Raw genomic sequence first — 16,846 nt, 5'->3', positions numbered from 1 at the left:
CTTCGGCTTCGGCGGGCCCGGCTTCGGCCCCGGCCCGTGGGGGCCCAGGGGGCGGGGCGGACCCCGCGGCCGGGCGCGGCGCGGTGACGTGCGCGCCTCGATCCTGGCCCTGCTCAAGGACCGGTCCATGCACGGCTACGAGATGATCCAGGAGATCGCCGAGCGCAGCGGCGGGGCGTGGAAGCCCAGCCCCGGCTCGGTGTACCCCACCCTCCAGCTGCTGGAGGACGAGGGGCTGATCGCCAGCGAGAGCGAGGGCGGCAAGAAGCTGTTCTCACTCACCGAGTCCGGCCGCGCCGCGGCCGACGAGGGCCCCGAGGCGCCCTGGGAGGAAGCCTCCCGCGGCGTCGACTGGGAGGCGCTCGGCGAGATCCGGCAGGCGGGCTTCGGCCTGATGGAGGCCTTCGGTCAGGTCTGGAAGACCGGCAGCAAGGAACAGCGCGAGAAGGCGCTGACCGTCATCAACGACGCCCGCAAGAAGCTGTACCTGATCCTCGCCGACGAGGACTGACCGGCGGTGCGATGGGGCTACCCGTGGTGGCTCGCCCCCCTGCTGGTGGGGCTGCCCCTGATGTCCCGCGCGGGTCTGCCGGAGGTGCCCCTCGGACGCCGTCCGAGGGGCACCTCCGCCCCGGCTCACGTCACCAGTCCCGCGAGCTTCCGCAGCGACTCCTCCAGCGCCGCCCGCGCCGAGTCCTTCAGCTTGCCCGCCATCAGCGAGACCGCCGCGCCGGTGAACTCGGCGTCGATCCGCACCGTCGTCGCCCCGCCGTCCGGGGTGAGCGTGTAGCGGTTGGCGACCGTCACCGCCATCGGGCCCTTGCCCCGGGTCGCGAAGAGACGGCCGGGCTCCAGCGCCTCCACCGTCCACTCGACCTCGGCGGGGAAGCCCATCAGCTTCATGTTCTCCTCGTACGTCCCGCCGGTCGCGAGATCCGCCGGGACGCCCTTGGGGAAGCCGGTGTGGGTCGCGTTCCACTCGCCGTACGCGGACCAGTCCATGAGCTGCGCCCACACCTTCTCGGCGGGGGCCTCGATACGTGCCTCCGCGCTGACCTCGGCCATGCGACCACCTCTTCGTGTCGGGCTACGGTGTCGCGGAACGTAGCTCCAGCCCCCGCAACATTCAATACTGATGAACCGTCAGGAAATGTGGAGCCCGCCGGACCCGGCGGAACGGGGTCTCCCGGGCCGGGCGCGGCCCCGATCCGCTCAGATCTCATCCGTGAGGAGGAGATGTCGGGCGCCGCCGTCCACTCTGCGTGGGACGGCAAGATGCTTCGTCACGCCGATGACCGGAATGCGGACGGCTGATGGGGTGGTACCCGTGCAATCGCCCCTTCCCCGGCAGCCCCTCGGCGACCGGACCGCAAGACCCCCCGTCGACGACGACGCCCCGCTCAGCGCCGAGCTGGCGGCGGTGGTGTCCGGCGCCCGCCGCCGCGCCGTACGGGACGACGACCGCCAGATCGACACCGCGCACCTCCTGCACTCCCTCCTGGAGCAGGACCCCGAGGCCCGCACCGTCCTCGACGACGGCCCCGAGATCGTCCGGCTGCTCGGCTACCTCGTCCAGCGCAGCATCGGCTACGGACTCCGCTGGCGCGGCCTGGTCGAACGCCCCGGCACCGCGGACCCGGCCGCCGGCCCCGGGCGACCGCACCCGCGTCCCGGATCCGGCGCCGAGGCCCCCACGGTCGACTCCGACGGACTCTCCCCGCTCGCCGCCCTCGCCATGGACCGTGCCCGCGTGCTCGCCCGCGACCACGGACCGGCCCGCGGGCTGCACCTCTTCGCGGCTCTCGTCGCCGATCCCGGCGCGCGCTCCGCCGAGGTGCTGGAGCGGGCCGGACTCGACCGCCACGACGTCCTCGCCCGGATCGAGAAGCAGCTCGCCCGCGAGGGCGCCGCCGCGTGGTGGGAGACCACCGACTGACGCGACCCCGCCGACCGCCTCCGGCTCCGGCGCGTCCAGTGTGCGAGACAGGTGCCAACGAGGGTGACGCTCATGTCGTCGCCTGTCATCATGTGCCCGTGCACACCTCAGCCAGTGATCGGACGGGCCCCGGCAAAGGCGTCGGACTCGGACTCGCCCTCGTCTCCGCCCTCGCCTTCGGCGGATCGGGCGTCGCCGCCAAACCCCTGATCGAGGCGGGCCTCGACCCGCTCCACGTGGTGTGGCTGCGCGTCACCGGCGCCGCCCTGGTGATGCTGCCGGTCGCCTACCAACACCGCGCCCTCGTGCTCCGCCGGCCCGCGCTGCTCGCCGGTTTCGGACTGCTCGCCGTGGCCGGGGTCCAGGCCTGCTACTTCGCCGCGATCTCCCGCATCCCGGTGGGCGTCGCGCTCCTCGTCGAGTACCTGGCGCCCGCGCTGGTCCTCGCCTGGGTGCGGTTCGTGCAGCGACGGCCGGTCAGCCGGGCCGCCGCGCTCGGGGTGGTCCTCGCCGTCGGCGGCCTCGCCTGCGTCGTCGAGGTCTGGTCCGGGCTGCGCTTCGACCTCCTCGGCCTGCTCCTCGCGCTCGCCGCCGCCTGCTGCCAGGTCGGCTACTTCGTCCTCTCCGACCAGGGCAGCGACGCGGGCGACGACGCCCCCGACCCGCTCGGCGTGATCGCCTACGGCCTGCTGGTCGGCGCCGTCGTGCTGAGCGCCGTCGCCCGCCCCTGGGACCTGGACTGGACGGTGCTGGCGGGCACCGCCGACCTCGACGGCACCGCGGTCCCGGCCGTCGCCCTGCTGGCCTGGGTCGTCCTGATCGCCACCGTCGTCGCCTACGTCACCGGGGTGGTGTCGGTGCGGCGGCTGTCGCCGCAGGTCGCCGGGGTCGTCGCCTGCCTGGAGGCGGTCGTCGCCACCGTGCTGGCCTGGGTGCTGCTCGGCGAACACCTCGGGGCCGCGCAGCTCGTCGGCGGCGGGGTCGTGCTCGTCGGCGCGTTCATCGCGCAGTCCTCGGCGCCCGCCGGGTCGTCGGGGAGCCCGGTGGCGAGCGGCGGCCCGGAACGTGACCTGTCCGCCCGCGGAACCGTCGTCTAGGGTCGTGACCATGCCGAACACGCTCGTTCTTCCGCCTCCCGCCGCCTGACGGCGGGCTGAACCCCGACCCCGCCCGGCGACCGCCGCCGGGCCGGGCCGTGGCGCCCGCGGACGAGGTCCACGCGTCCGGCCGGTCCGCCCCTCCGGGGGCACGACCGGACGCCTTCCGGCTTTCTGCACTCCGCGGAGAACTCTCGTGTCGAACCCTTCCTCCGGCCTGCCCGTCGGGCGCGGCCTCCTCTTCCTGATCGTCGCCGGTGTCGCCTGGGGCACCGCGGGCGCCGGCGCCGCGCTGGTCTACCGGATCAGCGACCTCGGCCCCGTCGCCCTCTCCTTCTGGCGCTGCGCGGTCGGCCTGGTCCTGCTGCTCGCGGTCCGGCCCCTGCGTCCGAACCCCGCACGCCCCGCAGGCCCCGCCGGTCCCGCCGCCGTGGTGCCGCTGCGCCGCCGGTCGGCGCGGGCCGTCGCGACCGGTCTGGGGCTCGCGGTCTTCCAGACCGCCTACTTCGCCGCCGTCGGCGCCACCGGTCTCGCGGTGGCCACCGTCGTGACGCTCGGCGCCGGGCCCGTCCTCATCTCCCTCGGCGCGCGCCTCACCCTGGGCGAGCGGCTCGGACGGGGCGGCGCCGCCGCCGTCGCCGTGGCCCTCGCCGGGCTCGCGGTCCTGGTGCTCGGCGGGGGCGGCGCGACGGTGCGACCCTGGGGCGTGCTGCTCGCGCTGCTCTCCGCCGCCGGGTACTGCGCGATGACGCTGCTGACCCGGCGGTGGGGACGCGAGGGGGGCGGGGACACGTCGGTCGGCGCGTTCGCCGTCACCAGCGTGTGCCTGCTGCCCCTGGCCCTGGCCGAGGGACTGGTGCCGCACACCGCCGACCCGGTGCGGCTGATCTGGCTGGTCGCGTACATCGCGGCCGTGCCCACCGCGCTCGCGTACGCCCTCTACTTCGCCGGGGCGGCCGTCGTGCGCTCGGCCACCGTCTCGGTGGTGATGCTCCTGGAACCGGTCGCGGCGGCCGTCCTCGCGGTCGTCCTGCTCGGCGAGCACCTCACCGCGACGACCCTGGCGGGGACGGTCCTGATGCTGGGCTCGGTCGCGGGCCTCGCGGTCGGAGAGGTACGGGGGCCGGGGAGGGAGGGGGCGGTGACGGCGTGAGGGTGCGAACGGTGGCGCGGTGACGGGGGGTTGGCGCCGGGGGGGGGGGGCGTGCTCCTGCGCTCACGGGGGAGCGGGGTGGCCATGACTGGGTCGGGGCGTGCGCCCGCGTCAGGACTGGAGTTGGGGGGCTTGCCCGGTCCCCGGGATGACTCGGCTCGGTCCCGGGGCGGGTGTTCGCTCGGTCCCGGGCGGGTGTTCGCCCGTGCCGGGGCTGGACGGAGGTGGCCTTGCCCGGTCCTGAGCGACCTCGCCCTGGTCCGGGGAGGGGGTGCGGGCCCGTGCCCCAGTCGACGCCCGAGCGCCCCCGCGCTCCGGCCCGCGCCCGCATGGCACGCCCCCTCGCCCGGTCCCTGACGGGGTCCACCCCGCCCGGTCGCGCGGCCGGTCAGCGCGTCGGGGACCACACCCCCCGGCGGCGGAGCTGGTGCTCGCGGGCCGCCGCGTCCCCGGTGCCGCCGCGGCTCGTCAGCCCCGCCACGATCCGGTCCTGCACCTCCTCCGGCTTGTGCGCCGCGTACTTGAACTTCGCCCGCACACCGACCACTTCGAGCCGCAGCCCGCGGATCCCGGCGAGCATCCTGCCGTACGGCTCCTCGCCCGCCGCCGCCCGCGCGGAGCCGCCCTCCGGCTGGAAGTGGCCCATCTGCCGGTTGAGCAGGGCCGCCTTGTCGGCAGGGTCGTCCACGACGTGGGCCAGGCACCGGAGTTGGACGGCCGCGTAGAAGCTGGTCGGCACGCCGTGCTCGGCCGGGGTGTCCGGCGGGGCCTGCCACGGGCCGGGGACGAACACGTAGTCGTCGACCACGCTCAGCACCACCTCGGGGCGGGCCCGGAGGTCGGCCCAGAGCGGGTTGGGCCGCGCCAGGTGGGTGACGGCCTCGCCGCGTCCGGCGTCGTAGGCGAAGTGCAGGGGCTGGACGTGCGGGGGTTCGCCCGGCGGGCCGTTGACCGCGAGCTGCCCGAAGTCGTGGGCGGCGAGCCAGTGTTGCCACTCGGCGTCGTCGCGGGGCGCGTCCCAGGGGTGGATCAGCATCACGACACCGTGAGGTAGCCGGGGAGGGGCACCTCGGGCGCGAGGTCGCCGTCGGCGATCGGATCGCCGTAGCCCTTGCGCAGCGGGACCAGACCGGCCCAGTGCGGGAGGGACAGGTCCTCGGGCTCGTCGTTGACCCCGCCGGTGCGCAGCTTCGCGGACACCTCGTCGAGGTCGAGCCTGATGACGGCGGTGGCGGCCAGCTCCTTCTTGTTGCCGGGCCGCGAGTCGGCGGACCGCCCCGGCACGACGTGGTCGACGAGGGCGTCGAGGGCGGCCCGCTTCTCCTGCGGGTCGGTCACGTCGTGGGCGATGCCGTGCACCACCACCGAGCGGTAGTTGATCGAGTGGTGGAACGCGGAGCGGGCCAGGACCAGCGCGTCCACGTGCGTGACGGTGAGGCACACCGCGAGTCCGGGGTCGGCCTGGCCGGTCATCCGCAGCGGGCGCGACCCCGTCGAACCGTGCACGTACAGGCGCTCGCCGACCCGCCCGTAGAGCGTCGGCAGCACGACAGGCCTGCCGTCGCGCACGAAGCCGAGGTGGCCGACGTACCCCTCGTCGAGTATCGCGTGCACCAGCTCCCTGTCGTACGACGCCCGGTCCGCGGAACGGGTCGGGACGGTGCGGTCGGTCGGGGTGTAGGCGTCGGCGGACGACGGTGACGTCGGCGTCTCGGTCCCCTGCATGGCTGTCTCCCTCGTGGTGGTGCCGGTCGGTTGCCGTCCGGATTGCTCTAGTGCATAATGTGGTTTGTGCTAGAAGGATATCGGATCGAAGGGCGCCGCGCAGCCGACATCGCGGCCGACGTCGAGCGCGCGGTGGGTGACGGACGCCTGGAACCAGGGCAACTGCTGCCGCCCATGCGGGAGTTGGCCGTCGATCTGGGGGTGAATCCGAACACCGTGGCGTCCGCCTACCGGACACTGCGCGAGCGCGGGGTCATCGAGACCGACGGGCGGCGGGGCAGCAGGGTGCGCGCCAAGCCCGCCACCACCGGCCGCGAGTACGACCGCCTGGGCGTGCCCGACGGGGTGCGGGACATGGCCGACGGCAACCCGGACCCCGCGCTGCTGCCTTCCCTCGCGGGGGCCTTCGCGGCGGCGGGCGAGGAGTCCGACCGGGACCCGGTGCGGTACGGGGACGCCCTGCTGGAACCGGAGTTGGAGCGGATCGCGCGCGCCGAGCTGGACGCCGACGGGGTCCCGGCCGGGCCGCTGGCCGTCACCTCCGGCTCCCTCGACGCCATCGAGCGGGTGCTCGGGGCGCACCTCAAGCCGGGGGACACCGTCGCCGTCGAGGACCCCGGCTGGGGCGGGCTCCTCGACCTCGTCCCGGCGCTCGGCCTGCGCACCGCGCCGGTCGGCGTCGACGACGAGGGGCCCCTGCCGGACGAGGTGCGGCGGGCCCTCGACGCCGGGGCCCGCGCGCTGATCGTCACCGACCGCGCGCAGAACCCGACCGGCGCGGCGGTGACCGCGTCCCGCGCGCGGGCCTTGCGCGGGGTGCTCGGGGAGCATCCCGGGGTCCTGGTGATCGAGGACGACCACGGCCACGGCATCGTCGACCTGCCGGTGCACCCGCTGGCCGGTACCACCCGGCACTGGGTCTTCGTGCGCTCGGTCGCCAAGGCGTACGGCCCCGACCTGCGGCTCGCGGTGCTGACGGGGGACTCCGTAACCGTCGACCGGGTGGCGGGACGGCACCGGCTCGGGCCCGGCTGGGTCAGCCGCGTCCTCCAGCGCGCGGTGGTCAGGCTCTGGTCGGACGGCGCGCTGGACACCCGGGCCGTGGCCGCGGCCTACGGCGACCGGCGCGCGCTGCTGATCGCGGCGCTCGCGGAGCGCGGGGTGGCCGCGCACGGGCGCAGCGGGCTGAACGTCTGGATCCCGGTGCCGGACGAGACGGCGGCCGTCGCCCGGCTGCTGCACGCCGGCTGGTCGGTGGCCCCCGGTGCCCGCTTCCGGATGAGCGCGCCCCCCGGCATCCGGGTCACCGTCGCCACCCTGACCCCGGCCGAGACCGCCCCCCTGGCGGCCGCGATCGCCGCGGCGGTGGGCCCGGCTCCGGCGCGGGGACGGGCCTAGGGTCCCGCTGGTCCGGCGCGGGGGCAGGTCCAGGGTCCCGCTGGTCCGGTGGGCTCGGGCTCCCTGCCTGCCACTGCCGCGCCGTCGCCGTTCAGCGGGCGTGGAGTTCCGCCCGTGCCGGTGCCGAGGGTGTCGCGGCCGGGGTGCTCTTCCGCGGTGTCCGGCCGCGGGCCTGGGTCAGGGCGGCGCCCGCCAGGACGATCGCCGCGCCGACCGGTGTCGACCAGGTCAGCTTCTCGCCGAGCAGGGTGACGCCCGCAGCCGTCGCGATGACCGGGATGAAGTAGGTGACCATCTGCGCGGTGGTCGGGCCGACTTCGGCGACCAGACCGTACTGGACCAGGACGGCGAGGCCCGTGCCCAGGGCGCCGAGCGCGGCGATCGCCAGCAGCGGGACGAGCGCGACCCGGGTCGGGAAGGTGGTGAACAACGGCGTGACGACCGCAAGTTGCACCGTCGCCATCAGCAACTGGGCGCCAGTCAGCGCGAGGTGGGAGTGGCCGGTACCCGCCAGCGTGCGGCGGACGTAGATCCAGCCGATCGGGTAGCAGAGCGAGGCCAGCAGCGCCATCGCGGTGCCCCGGGCGTCCAGTCCGTCGAAGCCCTGCCAGGCGCCGAGGACCGTCAGCACCCCGAGGAACCCGATGCCGAGGCCCGCCACCCGCACCCGGCTCGGCCGGTCCTCGGAGAGCGCCACCAGCGACAGCGCCATGCCCCACAGCGGGGAGGTCGCGTTGCAGATGCCCGCGAGCGTGGACGGGACGGTCAGCTCCGCGTAGGCGAACAGCGAGAACGGCAGCGCGTTCAGCAGCAGCGCGGCGACGGTCAGGTGCGCCCAGGTCCTGACCCCGCGCGGCAGCCGCTCGTGCCTGACCGCCATCGCCGCCGCCAGGACCGCCGTGCCGAAGACCAGTCGGCCGAGGGTGACCTGGAACGGGGCGTACCCGTCGGTGCCCACCTTGATGAGCAGGAAGCTGAATCCCCAGATGAGGGAGAGGACGCCGAAGCGGAGCCGCCAGTCGAGGGTGCGGGCGCGGGGTGCGGTGACGGGGGTCATGAACACCACGATCCCGGAGACGACGTCGTAGCACAATCGAGAAAATCCGCGCGGTACCTCGTAGTATCGCTTACATGTTGAATCTGGAGCGCCTGCGCACCCTCGACGCCCTCGCCCGGCACGGCTCGGTCAGCGGCGCCGCCGAGGCGCTGCACGTGACCACCTCCGCCGTCTCCCAGCAGCTCGGCAAGCTGGAGCGGGAGGTGAGCCAGCAGCTCCTGGCCAAGAACGGGCGCGGGGTGCGGCTCACGGACGCCGGGCGGCTGCTCGCCCAGCACGCGGCACGCATCCTCTCCCAGATCGAGCTGGCCCGGTCCGACCTGGAGGCGCACCGCGGCCAGGTGGCCGGCGAGCTGCGGCTCTCCGCCTTCCCGACCGCCGCGCGCGGCCTGTTCCCGCTCGCGCTCTCCGCGCTGCGCGCCGAGCACCCCGGGCTGCGGGTGCGCTCCCGCGAGCTGGAGCCGGAGCGCGGCATCGCCGGTGTCGTCCGCGGCGACCTCGACCTCGCCGTCGTCCTCGACTGGTACAACAAGCCGATGCCGCTGCCCGACGGGCTGGTGAAGGCGTCCGTCCTGGACGACCCCGCTGACGTGGCGCTGCCGTCCGGGCACCCGCTCGCCGGACGCGACGAGGTGGACCTCGGCGAGCTGGCCGAGGACGAGTGGATCACCTGGAACGAGGGCGAGTTCTGCCACGAGTGGCTGATGCTCACGCTCCGCTCCCGGGGCATCGAACCGATCGTCGGCCACCGTGCCGCCGAGACCCACACCCAACTCGGCCTCGTCCAGGCCGGGCTGGGGGTCTGCATCGCCCCGCTGCTGGGCCGCCACCCGATGCCCGACGGCGTCGTCACCGTGCCGCTCAAGCAGCGCGTCCGCCGCCATGTCTACGTCGTCTGGCGGGCCGACGCCGACCGCCGCCCGTCGATCCGGGCGGCGGTGGGGGCGTTGCAGGACGCGGCCCGCAAACTCGGCTGAGGCGCCACCCCGTTGCGGTGCCTGGGCGCCGAACCGCAGTGGCCTCAGCGGGCGTTCGCGGCAGTCAGGCGCCCTGCGGGCCGGACCGCGGTGGCCTCAGCGGCCGTTCGCGGCGGTCAGGCGCCCTGCGCGGCCGGGCCGCCCAGCTTGCGGAAGTCCCAGGAGACGATCTTCTCCGGGGTCAGCCTGATCCAGGCGTGCCTGCCGTCGTGCGGCATCTCCTCCAGCCGGAAGTTCTTGCGCGCGAACAGCGTCTCCGGGACGTCGAGTTCGGCGCAGAGGTCGCCGGTGCGCGGGGACTCGCCGACGAACTCGACCGCGCCCGACAGCTCGACGCCCCGCAGCTCGTCGTACTCCTCCCCGGTGTCGACCACGATCGCGACCCGCGGGTCGCGGCGCAGGTCGGTCCACCGCTTGCTGCGCACCACCGAGTACAGCCACATCGAGCTGCCGTCCCAGGCGAACCACAACGTGCTGACGTGCGGTGCGCCGGTCCCCGAGACCGTGGCGACCCGGCAGGTGCGCTGGCTGGTGAGGAACTCGTCCAGCTCGCCAGGCGTCATCATGATCTTCCGGCCGCGGCGCTGAGTGACGGTCATGTGTCCCCCTCTTCTCTCACGTCGTGCCAGAGGATCTCCGATGATCCTCTGACATCACGTCAGAAAAGGATGGGTCGTCTTCCGTCCCCGCGCAATGGTGGCTACGCTCGCCGCCGTCGCGCCGCCCGCGCCGAGGGGAGAACCGTGCCGTCCCACGCCCAGCTCAGGGATCTGCTCGACCCGGCGACGACGGTGCTGCTCACCGTCGAGTGCCAGCAGGGCGTCGTCGGACCCGACAGCGCGCTGCCCGAACTCGCCCGCGCCGTACGGGCGTCGGGTGCCCTCGACAACGTCGCCCGGCTGGTCGCCACCGCCCACGAGCGGGGCGTCCAGGTGATCCACGCGGTCGCCGAACGGCGTCCGGACGGCCGCGGCGCCAACCGCAACGCCCGCCTCTTCCGCGCCGCCGAACGGCTCCCCGTCCAGCAGCTCGCCGGTACCTCCGCGGTCCGGGTCGCCGCCCCGATCGAGGTGACCGAGGCCGACTTCGTGGTCCGGCGGCTGCACGGGCTCTCCCCGGTCCAGGGCACCGACGTCGACGCCCTGTTGCGCAACCTGGGCTGCCGAACCCTGGTCGTGACCGGGGTGTCCGCGAACGTGGCGATCCCCAACGCCGTCTTCGACGCGGTCAACCGGGGCTACACGGTCGTGGTCCCCGCCGACGCCATCGCGGGGGTGCCCGCCGACTACACCCCCGCGATGATCCGCCACACACTCGCGTTGGTCGCCACGGTCGCGACCACGGACGAGGTGCTGGGCGCGCTGAACGGCCCGCGGCGGTCCCGGCTCACGCCAGGGTGATCGAGTCCCCGCTCACCTTGATCTCGGCGGCGGGCAGCGCCTGCGTCGCGGGGCCCTGCTTCACGCTGCCGTCCTCCACGGAGAAGTGGCTCTTGTGGCAGGGGCAGACGATGACGCCGTCGGCCACGCTGGACACCGCGCAGCCCTGGTGCGTGCACTTGGCCGAGAAGCCCTTGAACGTGCCCGCCGTCGGCTGGGTGACCACCACGCCCTCGTCCTTGAAGATCTTGCCGCCGCCCTCCGGGATGTCGGACGTCTTGCCGAGGCTCGCGCCGCTCGAACCGGTGGAACCGGACGAGTCGTCGCCCGACCCGCACGCCGTCAGCGCGACGGCGAGCCCCGCCGCACCGACGGCCGCGACCACGGTGCGCCGCGCGGGTGCCGGAAGGGGGTGAAGCGATTCGCTGGTCATGCTGACGTTCCCTTCGAGTTCATGGATCTCCACAGGGGTACGGCCGTCGCGCACCGGTTGTTCAGACGGTGCGAGAGCCTGCCGGGTGCCGCGTCGGGGCGCGGTAAGCCAGAGCTGTCGTTTCGCTGTCGGCGTCCCCGGTCCGCCCGGCGCCGCCGCCGACGTGCCTGTCGGAAATCCGCCAGAAGACGGTCGGACGGCGGTGGTTGACTGCCGTCATGACCTTCGCACCGCCGGCCACATCGCGTCTCTTCCGCTCCCTGCACACCCCGCGCCCGCCCCTCGCGCTCGCCAACGCCTGGGACGTCGCGAGCGCCCGCGTCATCGAGGCCGCGGGCGCCCCCGCGATCGCCACCACCAGCGCCGGGGTCGCCTGGTCGCTGGGCGCCCCGGACGGCGACGCCCTCGCCCGCGAGGCCGCGCTCGACCTGATCGGCCGGATCGCAGCCGCCGTCGCGGTCCCGGTCACCGCCGACATCGAGGGCGGCTACGGCAAGGACGCGGACGACGTCGCGGAGACCGTCGAGGGCGTCCTCGCGGCCGGTGCCGTCGGCGTCAACATCGAGGACGGCACCCGGCCCCCGGCGGAGCTGGCCGCCCGTCTGGCCGTCGCCCGCCGCACCGCCGACCGGGCGGGCGCCGACCTCTTCCTCAACGCCCGTGTCGACACCTACCTGTTCGGGCTCGGCGACCCGGACACCCGGCTGCGCGAGACCCTGGACCGGGCGCACCGGTACGTCGAGGCGGGCGCGGACGGCGTCTTCGTCCCGGGCGTCACCGACCCCGCCGTCCTGACCGAGCTGGCCGGGGCGATCCCGGTGCCGCTGAACGTCATGGCGGGCCCCGGCGCCCCGGCCGTCGCCGAACTCGGCGCCCTCGGCGTCGCCCGGGTCAGCCTCGGCTCCGGCGTGGCGCAGGCGGCCTACGCCGCGGCCCGCCGCGCGGCCCTCGGCCTCTACCGCAGCGGCACCTACGACTCCCTCACCGACGCCATCCCCTTCCCGGACCTCAACGGGCTGCTCGGCCAAGGGCGTTGAGGGACCGAGTGTGACAGCGCACCCCGCCCCGCGCGCATCCGACCACCGCCCGCCCGGCCCGGCCGGGCGCGTGAGCGGACCGTCGTCACCCCCGGTTACTATGCTCGTTTCGCATCGGAGGCCGGGAGGCGTGCCGTGGAGCGCAGGACCGAGGAGTCGGGTGACGTGAGGACATGCTGAACGAGGTCACCGTGACCCGCTACATCACGCCGCTGCGTGAGGGCGGGTCGCTGCCGGGGCTCGTCGAGGGCGACGACCACGGCGCGTACGTCATCAAGTTCGCCGGGGCGGGGCAGGGGCGCAAGACGCTGGTCGCCGAGGTCGTCTGCGGGGAACTGGCCCGCAGGCTCGGCTTCCGGGTGCCCCGGCTCGTCACCCTCGCCCTCGACCCCGTGCTGGGCCTCGGCGAGCCCGAGCAGCAGGTCCAGGACCTGCTGCGGGGCAGCGGCGGCACCGACCTCGGCATGGACTTCCTCTCCGGCGCCCTCGGCTTCGACCCGCTCGGCTTCCGGGCGAGCCCCGCGGAGGCCGGGCGGATCGTCTGGTTCGACGCGCTCGTGGGCAACGTCGACCGCTCCTGGCGCAACCCCAACCTCCTGGTGCACCGCGGCGACCTGTGGCTCATCGACCACGGCGCCACCATGATCTGGCACCACAACTGGCCCGGCGCCGACGCCTCCGCGGCCCGCCCCTACGACGCCTCCGAGCACGCCCTCGCCCGCTTCGCCCCGGACGTCGCGGGCGCCGCCGCCGAGCTGGCCCCGCTCGTCACCGAGGACCTCCTCGCCGAGGTCACCGCCGAGATCCCGGACGTCTGGCTGACCGGCGAGCCCGGCTTCACCGACCCCGACGCACTCCGGCGGGCCTACGCGCGCCCGCTGCTCGCCCGCGCGGCCACCGTCCACGAGCGCGTCACCGGAATCGAGGAGCGCCCGTGAGCGACCGGCACATCCACATGGCGGGGCAGGTCGTCGAGCGGCACATCACCCGGGCCGGGCAGGGCGGCGGACGGGACGTCTACGAGTACGCCCTGCTCCGCGTCGTCCCGCGTGTCGAGCGCGGCGAGTGCGTCAACGCCGGGGTTCTCGTCTACTGCCGGGCCCGCGGCTACCTCGGCGCCCGCACCCACCTGGACGAACCGCGGCTGCTCGCCCTCGACCCGGCCGCGGACGTCGCCGGGGTCCTGGCCGCGCTGGGCGCCGTCGAGGCCGTCTGCGGCGGCGGGACGGCGGCGGGCCAGGCCGCGGGTGACGACGCGGGACGGCGCTTCCGCTGGCTCATCGCGCCCCGCTCCACCGTCGTCCAGCCGGGGCCGGTCCACACCGGGCTCACCACCGACCCGGTGGCCGAGACCGAGCGGCTGCTGGACCTGCTGGTGAGGTAATCGATCACACCCGCCTCGTATGGCGTTGACACCGGGTGCCAGGGCTTCTAGCGTCACGTGCCGAAGGTACTAAGCGGTCGCTCACCAGCGGGCGTACTTTCTCTAGGGCGAGGAGAACAGGCAATGTCCACCACTGAGCAGCGGGTCGCCGTGGTCACCGGCGGTGCCCGGGGCATCGGCGCCGCCACCGCCGTACGACTGGCCGCCGAGGGCCGCGCGGTCGCCGTCGTCGACCTCGACGAGGCCGCCTGCAAGGACACCGTCGAGCGGATCACCGCCGCCGGTGGCCGGGCCCTCGCGGTCGGCGCCGACGTCTCGGACGAGGCGCAGGTCGAGGCCGCCGTCGCGCGCGTGGTCGCCGAGCTGGGCGCCCCCACGATCCTCGTCAACAACGCGGGCGTGCTGCGCGACAACCTGCTGTTCAAGATGAGCGTCTCCGACTGGGACACCGTCATGAACGTCCACCTGCGCGGCGCCTTCCTGATGGCGAAGGCCGTCCAGAAGCACATGGTCGACGCCGGGTTCGGGCGCATCGTCAACCTCTCCTCGTCCTCCGCCCTCGGCAACCGCGGACAGGTCAACTACTCCGCCGCCAAGGCCGGTCTCCAGGGCTTCACCAAGACCCTCGCCAAGGAGCTGGGCAAGTTCGGCGTCACCGCCAACGCCGTCGCCCCCGGGTTCATCGCCACCGAGATGACCAAGGCCACCGCCGACCGCGTCGGCATGGACTTCGACGACTTCAAGGCCGCCGCCGCCACCCAGATCCCGGTCGCCCGGGTCGGCGAGCCCGACGACATCGCCAACGCCATCGCCTTCTTCACCGGCGAGGCGGCCGGGTTCGTCTCGGGACAGGTGCTGTACGTGGCCGGCGGACCGCTCGACTAGGGGGCAGGGACCATGACTTCGGTGGAACTCTCCGGACGGGTCGCCCTCGTCACGGGCGCCAGCCGCGGCATCGGCTACGGCGTCGCCGAGGCGTTCGTCGCCCGCGGCGACCGGGTCGCCATCACCGGCCGCAACGAGGACGCGCTCAAGGAGGCCGTCGACCGGCTCGGCGCCGACCGCGTCGTCGGCATCGCGGGCAAGGCCCACGACCTCGACCACCAGGCCGAGGCGGTCGAGCGCACCATGGCGGCCTTCGGCCGCCTCGACTTCCTGGTGAACAACGCCGGGACCAACCCGGTCTTCGGACCGATGGCCGACCTCGACCTGAACGTGGCCCGCAAGGTCTTCGAGACCAACGTCGTCTCGGCGCTCGGCTTCGCCCAGAAGACCTGGCACGCCTGGCAGAAGGAGAACGGCGGCGCGATCGTCAACATCGCCTCGGTCGCCGGGATCGCGCCCTCGCCGTTCATCGGCGCCTACGGCGTCAGCAAGGCCGCGATGATCAACCTCACCCAGCAGCTCGCCCACGAGTTCGCGCCCCGGGTGCGGGTCAACGCCATCGCGCCGGCCGTGGTGAAGACCAAGTTCGCGCAGGCCCTGTACGAGGGCCGGGAGGAGGAGGCCGCCGCCTCCTACCCGCTCGGCCGCCTCGGGGTGCCCTCCGACATCGGCGGCGCCGCCGCGTTCCTCACCTCGGAGCAGTCCGACTGGGTCACCGGGCAGACCCTGGTGGTCGACGGCGGCATCTTCCTGAACGCCGGGGTGGGCTGACCCGCGCACCGCTCGCGACGGGCGCCGCCGGAGACGGACGGCGCCCGTCCGCATGCCGGGACCCGGGGCGTGCGGCGGCCTCGGCGGGGACGCGGGGACGGTCCGACGGGTGCACGGTGGCTGCCCGGTGGGCGGGATCCCCGGAGCGCGGGGCCGTTGTCAGTGGTCGGCGGTAGGTTCTGTGGACGGGAGGCGACCGGACCGGTCCGCCCCTCTCACTTCACCGTTCACCGCACATCGTAAGGAAGTTGACGTGACCGACATCGCCATGCTGCCCGAGTCCTGGCGCGGCGTCCTGGGTGACGAACTCCAGCAGCCCTACTTCAAGGAGCTGACCGAGTTCGTCGAGGAGGAGCGGGCGAAGGGTCCCGTCTACCCGCCCCGCGAAGAGGTCTTCGCCGCTCTGGACGCGACGCCGTACGACCGGGTCAAGGTGCTGGTCCTCGGCCAGGACCCGTACCACGGCGAGGGCCAGGGCCACGGTCTGTGCTTCTCGGTCCGCCCCGGTGTGAAGACCCCGCCGTCGCTGCGCAACATCTACAAGGAGATGAACCAGGAGCTGGGCACCCCGATCCCGGACAACGGCTATCTGATGCCGTGGGCCGAACAGGGCGTCCTGCTGCTCAACGCGGTGCTCACGGTCCGCTCCGGCGAGGCCAACTCGCACAAGGGCAAGGGCTGGGAGAAGTTCACCGACGCGGTCATCCGCGCCGTCGCCGAGCGGCCCGACCCGGCCGTGTTCGTGCTCTGGGGCAACTACGCGCAGAAGAAGCTGCCCCTGATCGACGAGACCCGGCACGTGGTGGTCAAGGGCGCGCACCCGTCCCCGCTCTCCGCGAAGAAGTTCTTCGGCTCCCGCCCCTTCACGCAGATCGACGAGGCGATCGCGGCCCAGGGCCACGAGCCGATCGACTGGACCGTGCCCGACCTCGGCTGACCCCCGCCGGGCCGGTTCCGCGCGGGACCGGCCCGGTGCCGCCTGACCGGGATTGCCGGCGGCTGCGGTTAGCGTCGGTCCCGACAACGGTGCGGCGGACGAGCGGGCGGAGGACGCGGTGGCCGAGGGACCGGAGCAGACGGTGCCGGACGAGGTGATGACGCGGATCGGGCAGAGCGTCATCCTGCATCACGCCGGTGACCGCGAGGAGGCCAGGCACCGCTTCCTCGCCCTCTGGGCGGAGATCGGCGAGCACGGCGAGGCCCTGCACCGCTGCACGCTCGCCCACTACCTCGCCGACACCCAGGACGACCCCTCGGACGAACTCGCCTGGGACCTGCGGGCGTTGACGGCCGCCGAGGAACTGTCCGCCGAGCGCCTCGGCGACCGGCTCGCCGGACAGGCGAACGCGGTCGCCGTCCGGGCCCTGTACCCGTCCCTGCACCTGAACCTCGCCGCCGACTACGAGAAGCTCGGCCGCAGCGGCGCCGCCCGCACCCATCTGCGCCGGGCCAGGGGAGCGGCCGAGACCCTCGCCGAGGACCGGTACGGGGACGGGGTACGGGCCGCCATCAGCCGACTGGAACGGCGGCTAGGGGAGGGCGGCACCCCGGGCGAGGGCCGCTGGGGTCCGCCGCGCCAGCGGCCCTGAGTGACGGTGCCCGCGGGGCGGCCGG

20 protein-coding genes are annotated in these 16,846 nt (G+C 74.3%); 14 read left to right on the top strand and 6 right to left on the bottom strand.

Going from position 1 to position 16,846, the window contains the following annotated elements; all coding sequences use genetic code 11:
• On the top strand, positions 1–511 hold a 511-nt coding region (locus GA0115242_RS28375; protein ID WP_093833433.1), incomplete at its 5' end, for a PadR family transcriptional regulator.
• Positions 512–636: 125 nt separating this feature from the next.
• Here GA0115242_RS28375 and GA0115242_RS28370 read toward each other — a convergent pair.
• The gene (locus tag GA0115242_RS28370; RefSeq protein WP_093833425.1) at positions 637–1,065 is read right to left on the bottom strand and encodes a type II toxin-antitoxin system Rv0910 family toxin; all 429 of its coding nucleotides are present in this window, start codon (positions 1,063–1,065) and stop codon (positions 637–639) included.
• Positions 1,066–1,327: 262 nt separating this feature from the next.
• On the opposite strand from GA0115242_RS28370, the gene GA0115242_RS28365 reads away from it, so the two are divergent.
• The 3 genes from GA0115242_RS28365 to GA0115242_RS28355 all read left to right on the top strand — a co-directional run bounded on the left by GA0115242_RS28365 (position 1,328) and on the right by GA0115242_RS28355 (position 4,186).
• Positions 1,328–1,936 carry a Clp protease N-terminal domain-containing protein gene (locus GA0115242_RS28365; RefSeq protein WP_256089778.1) on the top strand — a complete coding sequence of 203 codons (609 nt, stop codon included), beginning with the start codon at positions 1,328–1,330 and terminating at the stop codon, positions 1,934–1,936.
• A 92-nt stretch (positions 1,937–2,028) separates the two neighbouring features.
• Positions 2,029–3,033, top strand: coding sequence for an EamA family transporter (locus GA0115242_RS28360; RefSeq protein WP_093833421.1), 1,005 nt, complete (start codon positions 2,029–2,031; stop codon positions 3,031–3,033).
• 196 nt (positions 3,034–3,229) lie between these two features.
• A complete protein-coding gene (locus GA0115242_RS28355; protein WP_093833419.1) occupies positions 3,230–4,186 on the top strand; it encodes a DMT family transporter in 957 nt (318 codons plus the stop codon).
• 388 nt (positions 4,187–4,574) lie between these two features.
• Here GA0115242_RS28355 and GA0115242_RS28350 read toward each other — a convergent pair whose 3' ends face one another.
• Together GA0115242_RS28350 and GA0115242_RS28345 are read right to left on the bottom strand one after the other, a co-directional pair.
• Positions 4,575–5,222 (bottom strand): FMN-binding negative transcriptional regulator, encoded by a 648-nt coding sequence (locus GA0115242_RS28350; protein ID WP_093833417.1) that lies wholly within the window; start codon positions 5,220–5,222, stop codon positions 4,575–4,577.
• The gene (locus tag GA0115242_RS28345; RefSeq protein WP_093833415.1) at positions 5,222–5,911 is read right to left on the bottom strand and encodes a pyridoxamine 5'-phosphate oxidase family protein; all 690 of its coding nucleotides are present in this window, start codon (positions 5,909–5,911) and stop codon (positions 5,222–5,224) included. Before GA0115242_RS28345 ends, GA0115242_RS28350 begins: the two co-directional genes overlap by 1 nt.
• A 66-nt stretch (positions 5,912–5,977) precedes the next feature.
• Between GA0115242_RS28345 and GA0115242_RS28340 the strand changes: the two genes are divergently transcribed.
• The gene (locus tag GA0115242_RS28340; protein WP_093833413.1) at positions 5,978–7,309 is read left to right on the top strand and encodes an aminotransferase class I/II-fold pyridoxal phosphate-dependent enzyme; all 1,332 of its coding nucleotides are present in this window, start codon (positions 5,978–5,980) and stop codon (positions 7,307–7,309) included.
• 91 nt (positions 7,310–7,400) lie between these two features.
• Here the strand turns inward: GA0115242_RS28340 and GA0115242_RS28335 are convergent, their stop codons facing one another.
• Entirely contained in the window at positions 7,401–8,366 is a 966-nt protein-coding gene (locus tag GA0115242_RS28335) for a DMT family transporter (RefSeq protein ID WP_176729926.1), read from the bottom strand.
• A 74-nt stretch (positions 8,367–8,440) separates the two neighbouring features.
• Here GA0115242_RS28335 and GA0115242_RS28330 point away from each other — a divergent pair, with 74 nt between their 5' ends.
• Positions 8,441–9,343, top strand: coding sequence for a LysR family transcriptional regulator (locus GA0115242_RS28330; RefSeq protein ID WP_093833409.1), 903 nt, complete (start codon positions 8,441–8,443; stop codon positions 9,341–9,343).
• Between the two features lie 116 nt (positions 9,344–9,459).
• Here the strand turns inward: GA0115242_RS28330 and GA0115242_RS28325 are convergent, their stop codons facing one another.
• A complete protein-coding gene (locus tag GA0115242_RS28325) occupies positions 9,460–9,942 on the bottom strand; it encodes a pyridoxamine 5'-phosphate oxidase family protein (protein ID WP_093833407.1) in 483 nt (160 codons plus the stop codon).
• Between the two features lie 144 nt (positions 9,943–10,086).
• Here GA0115242_RS28325 and GA0115242_RS28320 point away from each other — a divergent pair, with 144 nt between their 5' ends.
• Positions 10,087–10,743, top strand: a complete 657-nt coding sequence (locus GA0115242_RS28320; protein WP_093833405.1) for a cysteine hydrolase — start codon at positions 10,087–10,089, stop codon at positions 10,741–10,743.
• Here the strand turns inward: GA0115242_RS28320 and GA0115242_RS28315 are convergent.
• Positions 10,730–11,155, bottom strand: coding sequence for a Rieske (2Fe-2S) protein (locus GA0115242_RS28315; RefSeq protein WP_093833403.1), 426 nt, complete (start codon positions 11,153–11,155; stop codon positions 10,730–10,732). The two genes, GA0115242_RS28320 and GA0115242_RS28315, sit on opposite strands and share 14 nt — an antisense overlap.
• A gap of 218 nt (positions 11,156–11,373) precedes the next feature.
• Here GA0115242_RS28315 and GA0115242_RS28310 point away from each other — a divergent pair, with 218 nt between their 5' ends.
• The 7 genes from GA0115242_RS28310 to GA0115242_RS28280 all read left to right on the top strand — a co-directional run bounded on the left by GA0115242_RS28310 (position 11,374) and on the right by GA0115242_RS28280 (position 16,821).
• Complete coding sequence (locus GA0115242_RS28310; RefSeq protein ID WP_093833401.1) at positions 11,374–12,192, top strand: isocitrate lyase/PEP mutase family protein; 819 nt, start codon at positions 11,374–11,376, stop codon at positions 12,190–12,192.
• 173 nt (positions 12,193–12,365) lie between these two features.
• Entirely contained in the window at positions 12,366–13,130 is a 765-nt protein-coding gene (locus GA0115242_RS28305; protein ID WP_093833399.1) for a HipA family kinase, read from the top strand.
• Entirely contained in the window at positions 13,127–13,576 is a 450-nt protein-coding gene (locus GA0115242_RS28300; protein WP_093833397.1) for a DUF3037 domain-containing protein, read from the top strand. Before GA0115242_RS28305 ends, GA0115242_RS28300 begins: the two co-directional genes overlap by 4 nt.
• Before the next feature lie 123 nt (positions 13,577–13,699).
• On the top strand, positions 13,700–14,461 hold the full coding sequence (fabG, locus tag GA0115242_RS28295) for a 3-oxoacyl-ACP reductase FabG (protein WP_093833395.1): 762 nt from the start codon (positions 13,700–13,702) through the stop codon (positions 14,459–14,461).
• A gap of 12 nt (positions 14,462–14,473) precedes the next feature.
• Positions 14,474–15,232, top strand: coding sequence for an SDR family oxidoreductase (locus GA0115242_RS28290; protein ID WP_093833393.1), 759 nt, complete (start codon positions 14,474–14,476; stop codon positions 15,230–15,232).
• Between the two features lie 253 nt (positions 15,233–15,485).
• Positions 15,486–16,169, top strand: coding sequence for a uracil-DNA glycosylase (ung, locus tag GA0115242_RS28285; RefSeq protein ID WP_093833391.1), 684 nt, complete (start codon positions 15,486–15,488; stop codon positions 16,167–16,169).
• 118 nt (positions 16,170–16,287) lie between these two features.
• The gene (locus GA0115242_RS28280; protein ID WP_093833389.1) at positions 16,288–16,821 is read left to right on the top strand and encodes a hypothetical protein; all 534 of its coding nucleotides are present in this window, start codon (positions 16,288–16,290) and stop codon (positions 16,819–16,821) included.
• Positions 16,822–16,846: the final 25 nt, after the last annotated feature.

The organism is Streptomyces sp. SolWspMP-5a-2, assembly GCF_900091845.1.
Lineage (GTDB): Bacteria > Actinomycetota > Actinomycetes > Streptomycetales > Streptomycetaceae > Streptomyces > Streptomyces doudnae.
The sequence above is the reverse complement of the archived record's forward strand: the minus strand, read 5'-3'. Positions and strand labels throughout refer to the sequence as shown.

What these genes read in the sequence shown, in the direction of transcription:
- GA0115242_RS28305 (WP_093833399.1), top strand. Translation starts at nt 12,366, where the DNA reads ATGCTGAACGAGGTCACCGTGACCCGCTACATCACGCCGCTGCGTGAG.
- GA0115242_RS28330 (WP_093833409.1), top strand. Translation starts at nt 8,441, where the DNA reads ATGTTGAATCTGGAGCGCCTGCGCACCCTCGACGCCCTCGCCCGGCAC.
- GA0115242_RS28325 (WP_093833407.1), bottom strand. Translation starts at nt 9,942, where the DNA reads ATGACCGTCACTCAGCGCCGCGGCCGGAAGATCATGATGACGCCTGGC.
- fabG (WP_093833395.1), top strand. Translation starts at nt 13,700, where the DNA reads ATGTCCACCACTGAGCAGCGGGTCGCCGTGGTCACCGGCGGTGCCCGG.
- GA0115242_RS28370 (WP_093833425.1), bottom strand. Translation starts at nt 1,065, where the DNA reads ATGGCCGAGGTCAGCGCGGAGGCACGTATCGAGGCCCCCGCCGAGAAG.
- GA0115242_RS28290 (WP_093833393.1), top strand. Translation starts at nt 14,474, where the DNA reads ATGACTTCGGTGGAACTCTCCGGACGGGTCGCCCTCGTCACGGGCGCC.
- GA0115242_RS28315 (WP_093833403.1), bottom strand. Translation starts at nt 11,155, where the DNA reads ATGACCAGCGAATCGCTTCACCCCCTTCCGGCACCCGCGCGGCGCACC.
- GA0115242_RS28310 (WP_093833401.1), top strand. Translation starts at nt 11,374, where the DNA reads ATGACCTTCGCACCGCCGGCCACATCGCGTCTCTTCCGCTCCCTGCAC.
- GA0115242_RS28350 (WP_093833417.1), bottom strand. Translation starts at nt 5,222, where the DNA reads ATGCTGATCCACCCCTGGGACGCGCCCCGCGACGACGCCGAGTGGCAA.
- GA0115242_RS28345 (WP_093833415.1), bottom strand. Translation starts at nt 5,911, where the DNA reads ATGCAGGGGACCGAGACGCCGACGTCACCGTCGTCCGCCGACGCCTAC.
- GA0115242_RS28335 (WP_176729926.1), bottom strand. Translation starts at nt 8,366, where the DNA reads ATGACCCCCGTCACCGCACCCCGCGCCCGCACCCTCGACTGGCGGCTC.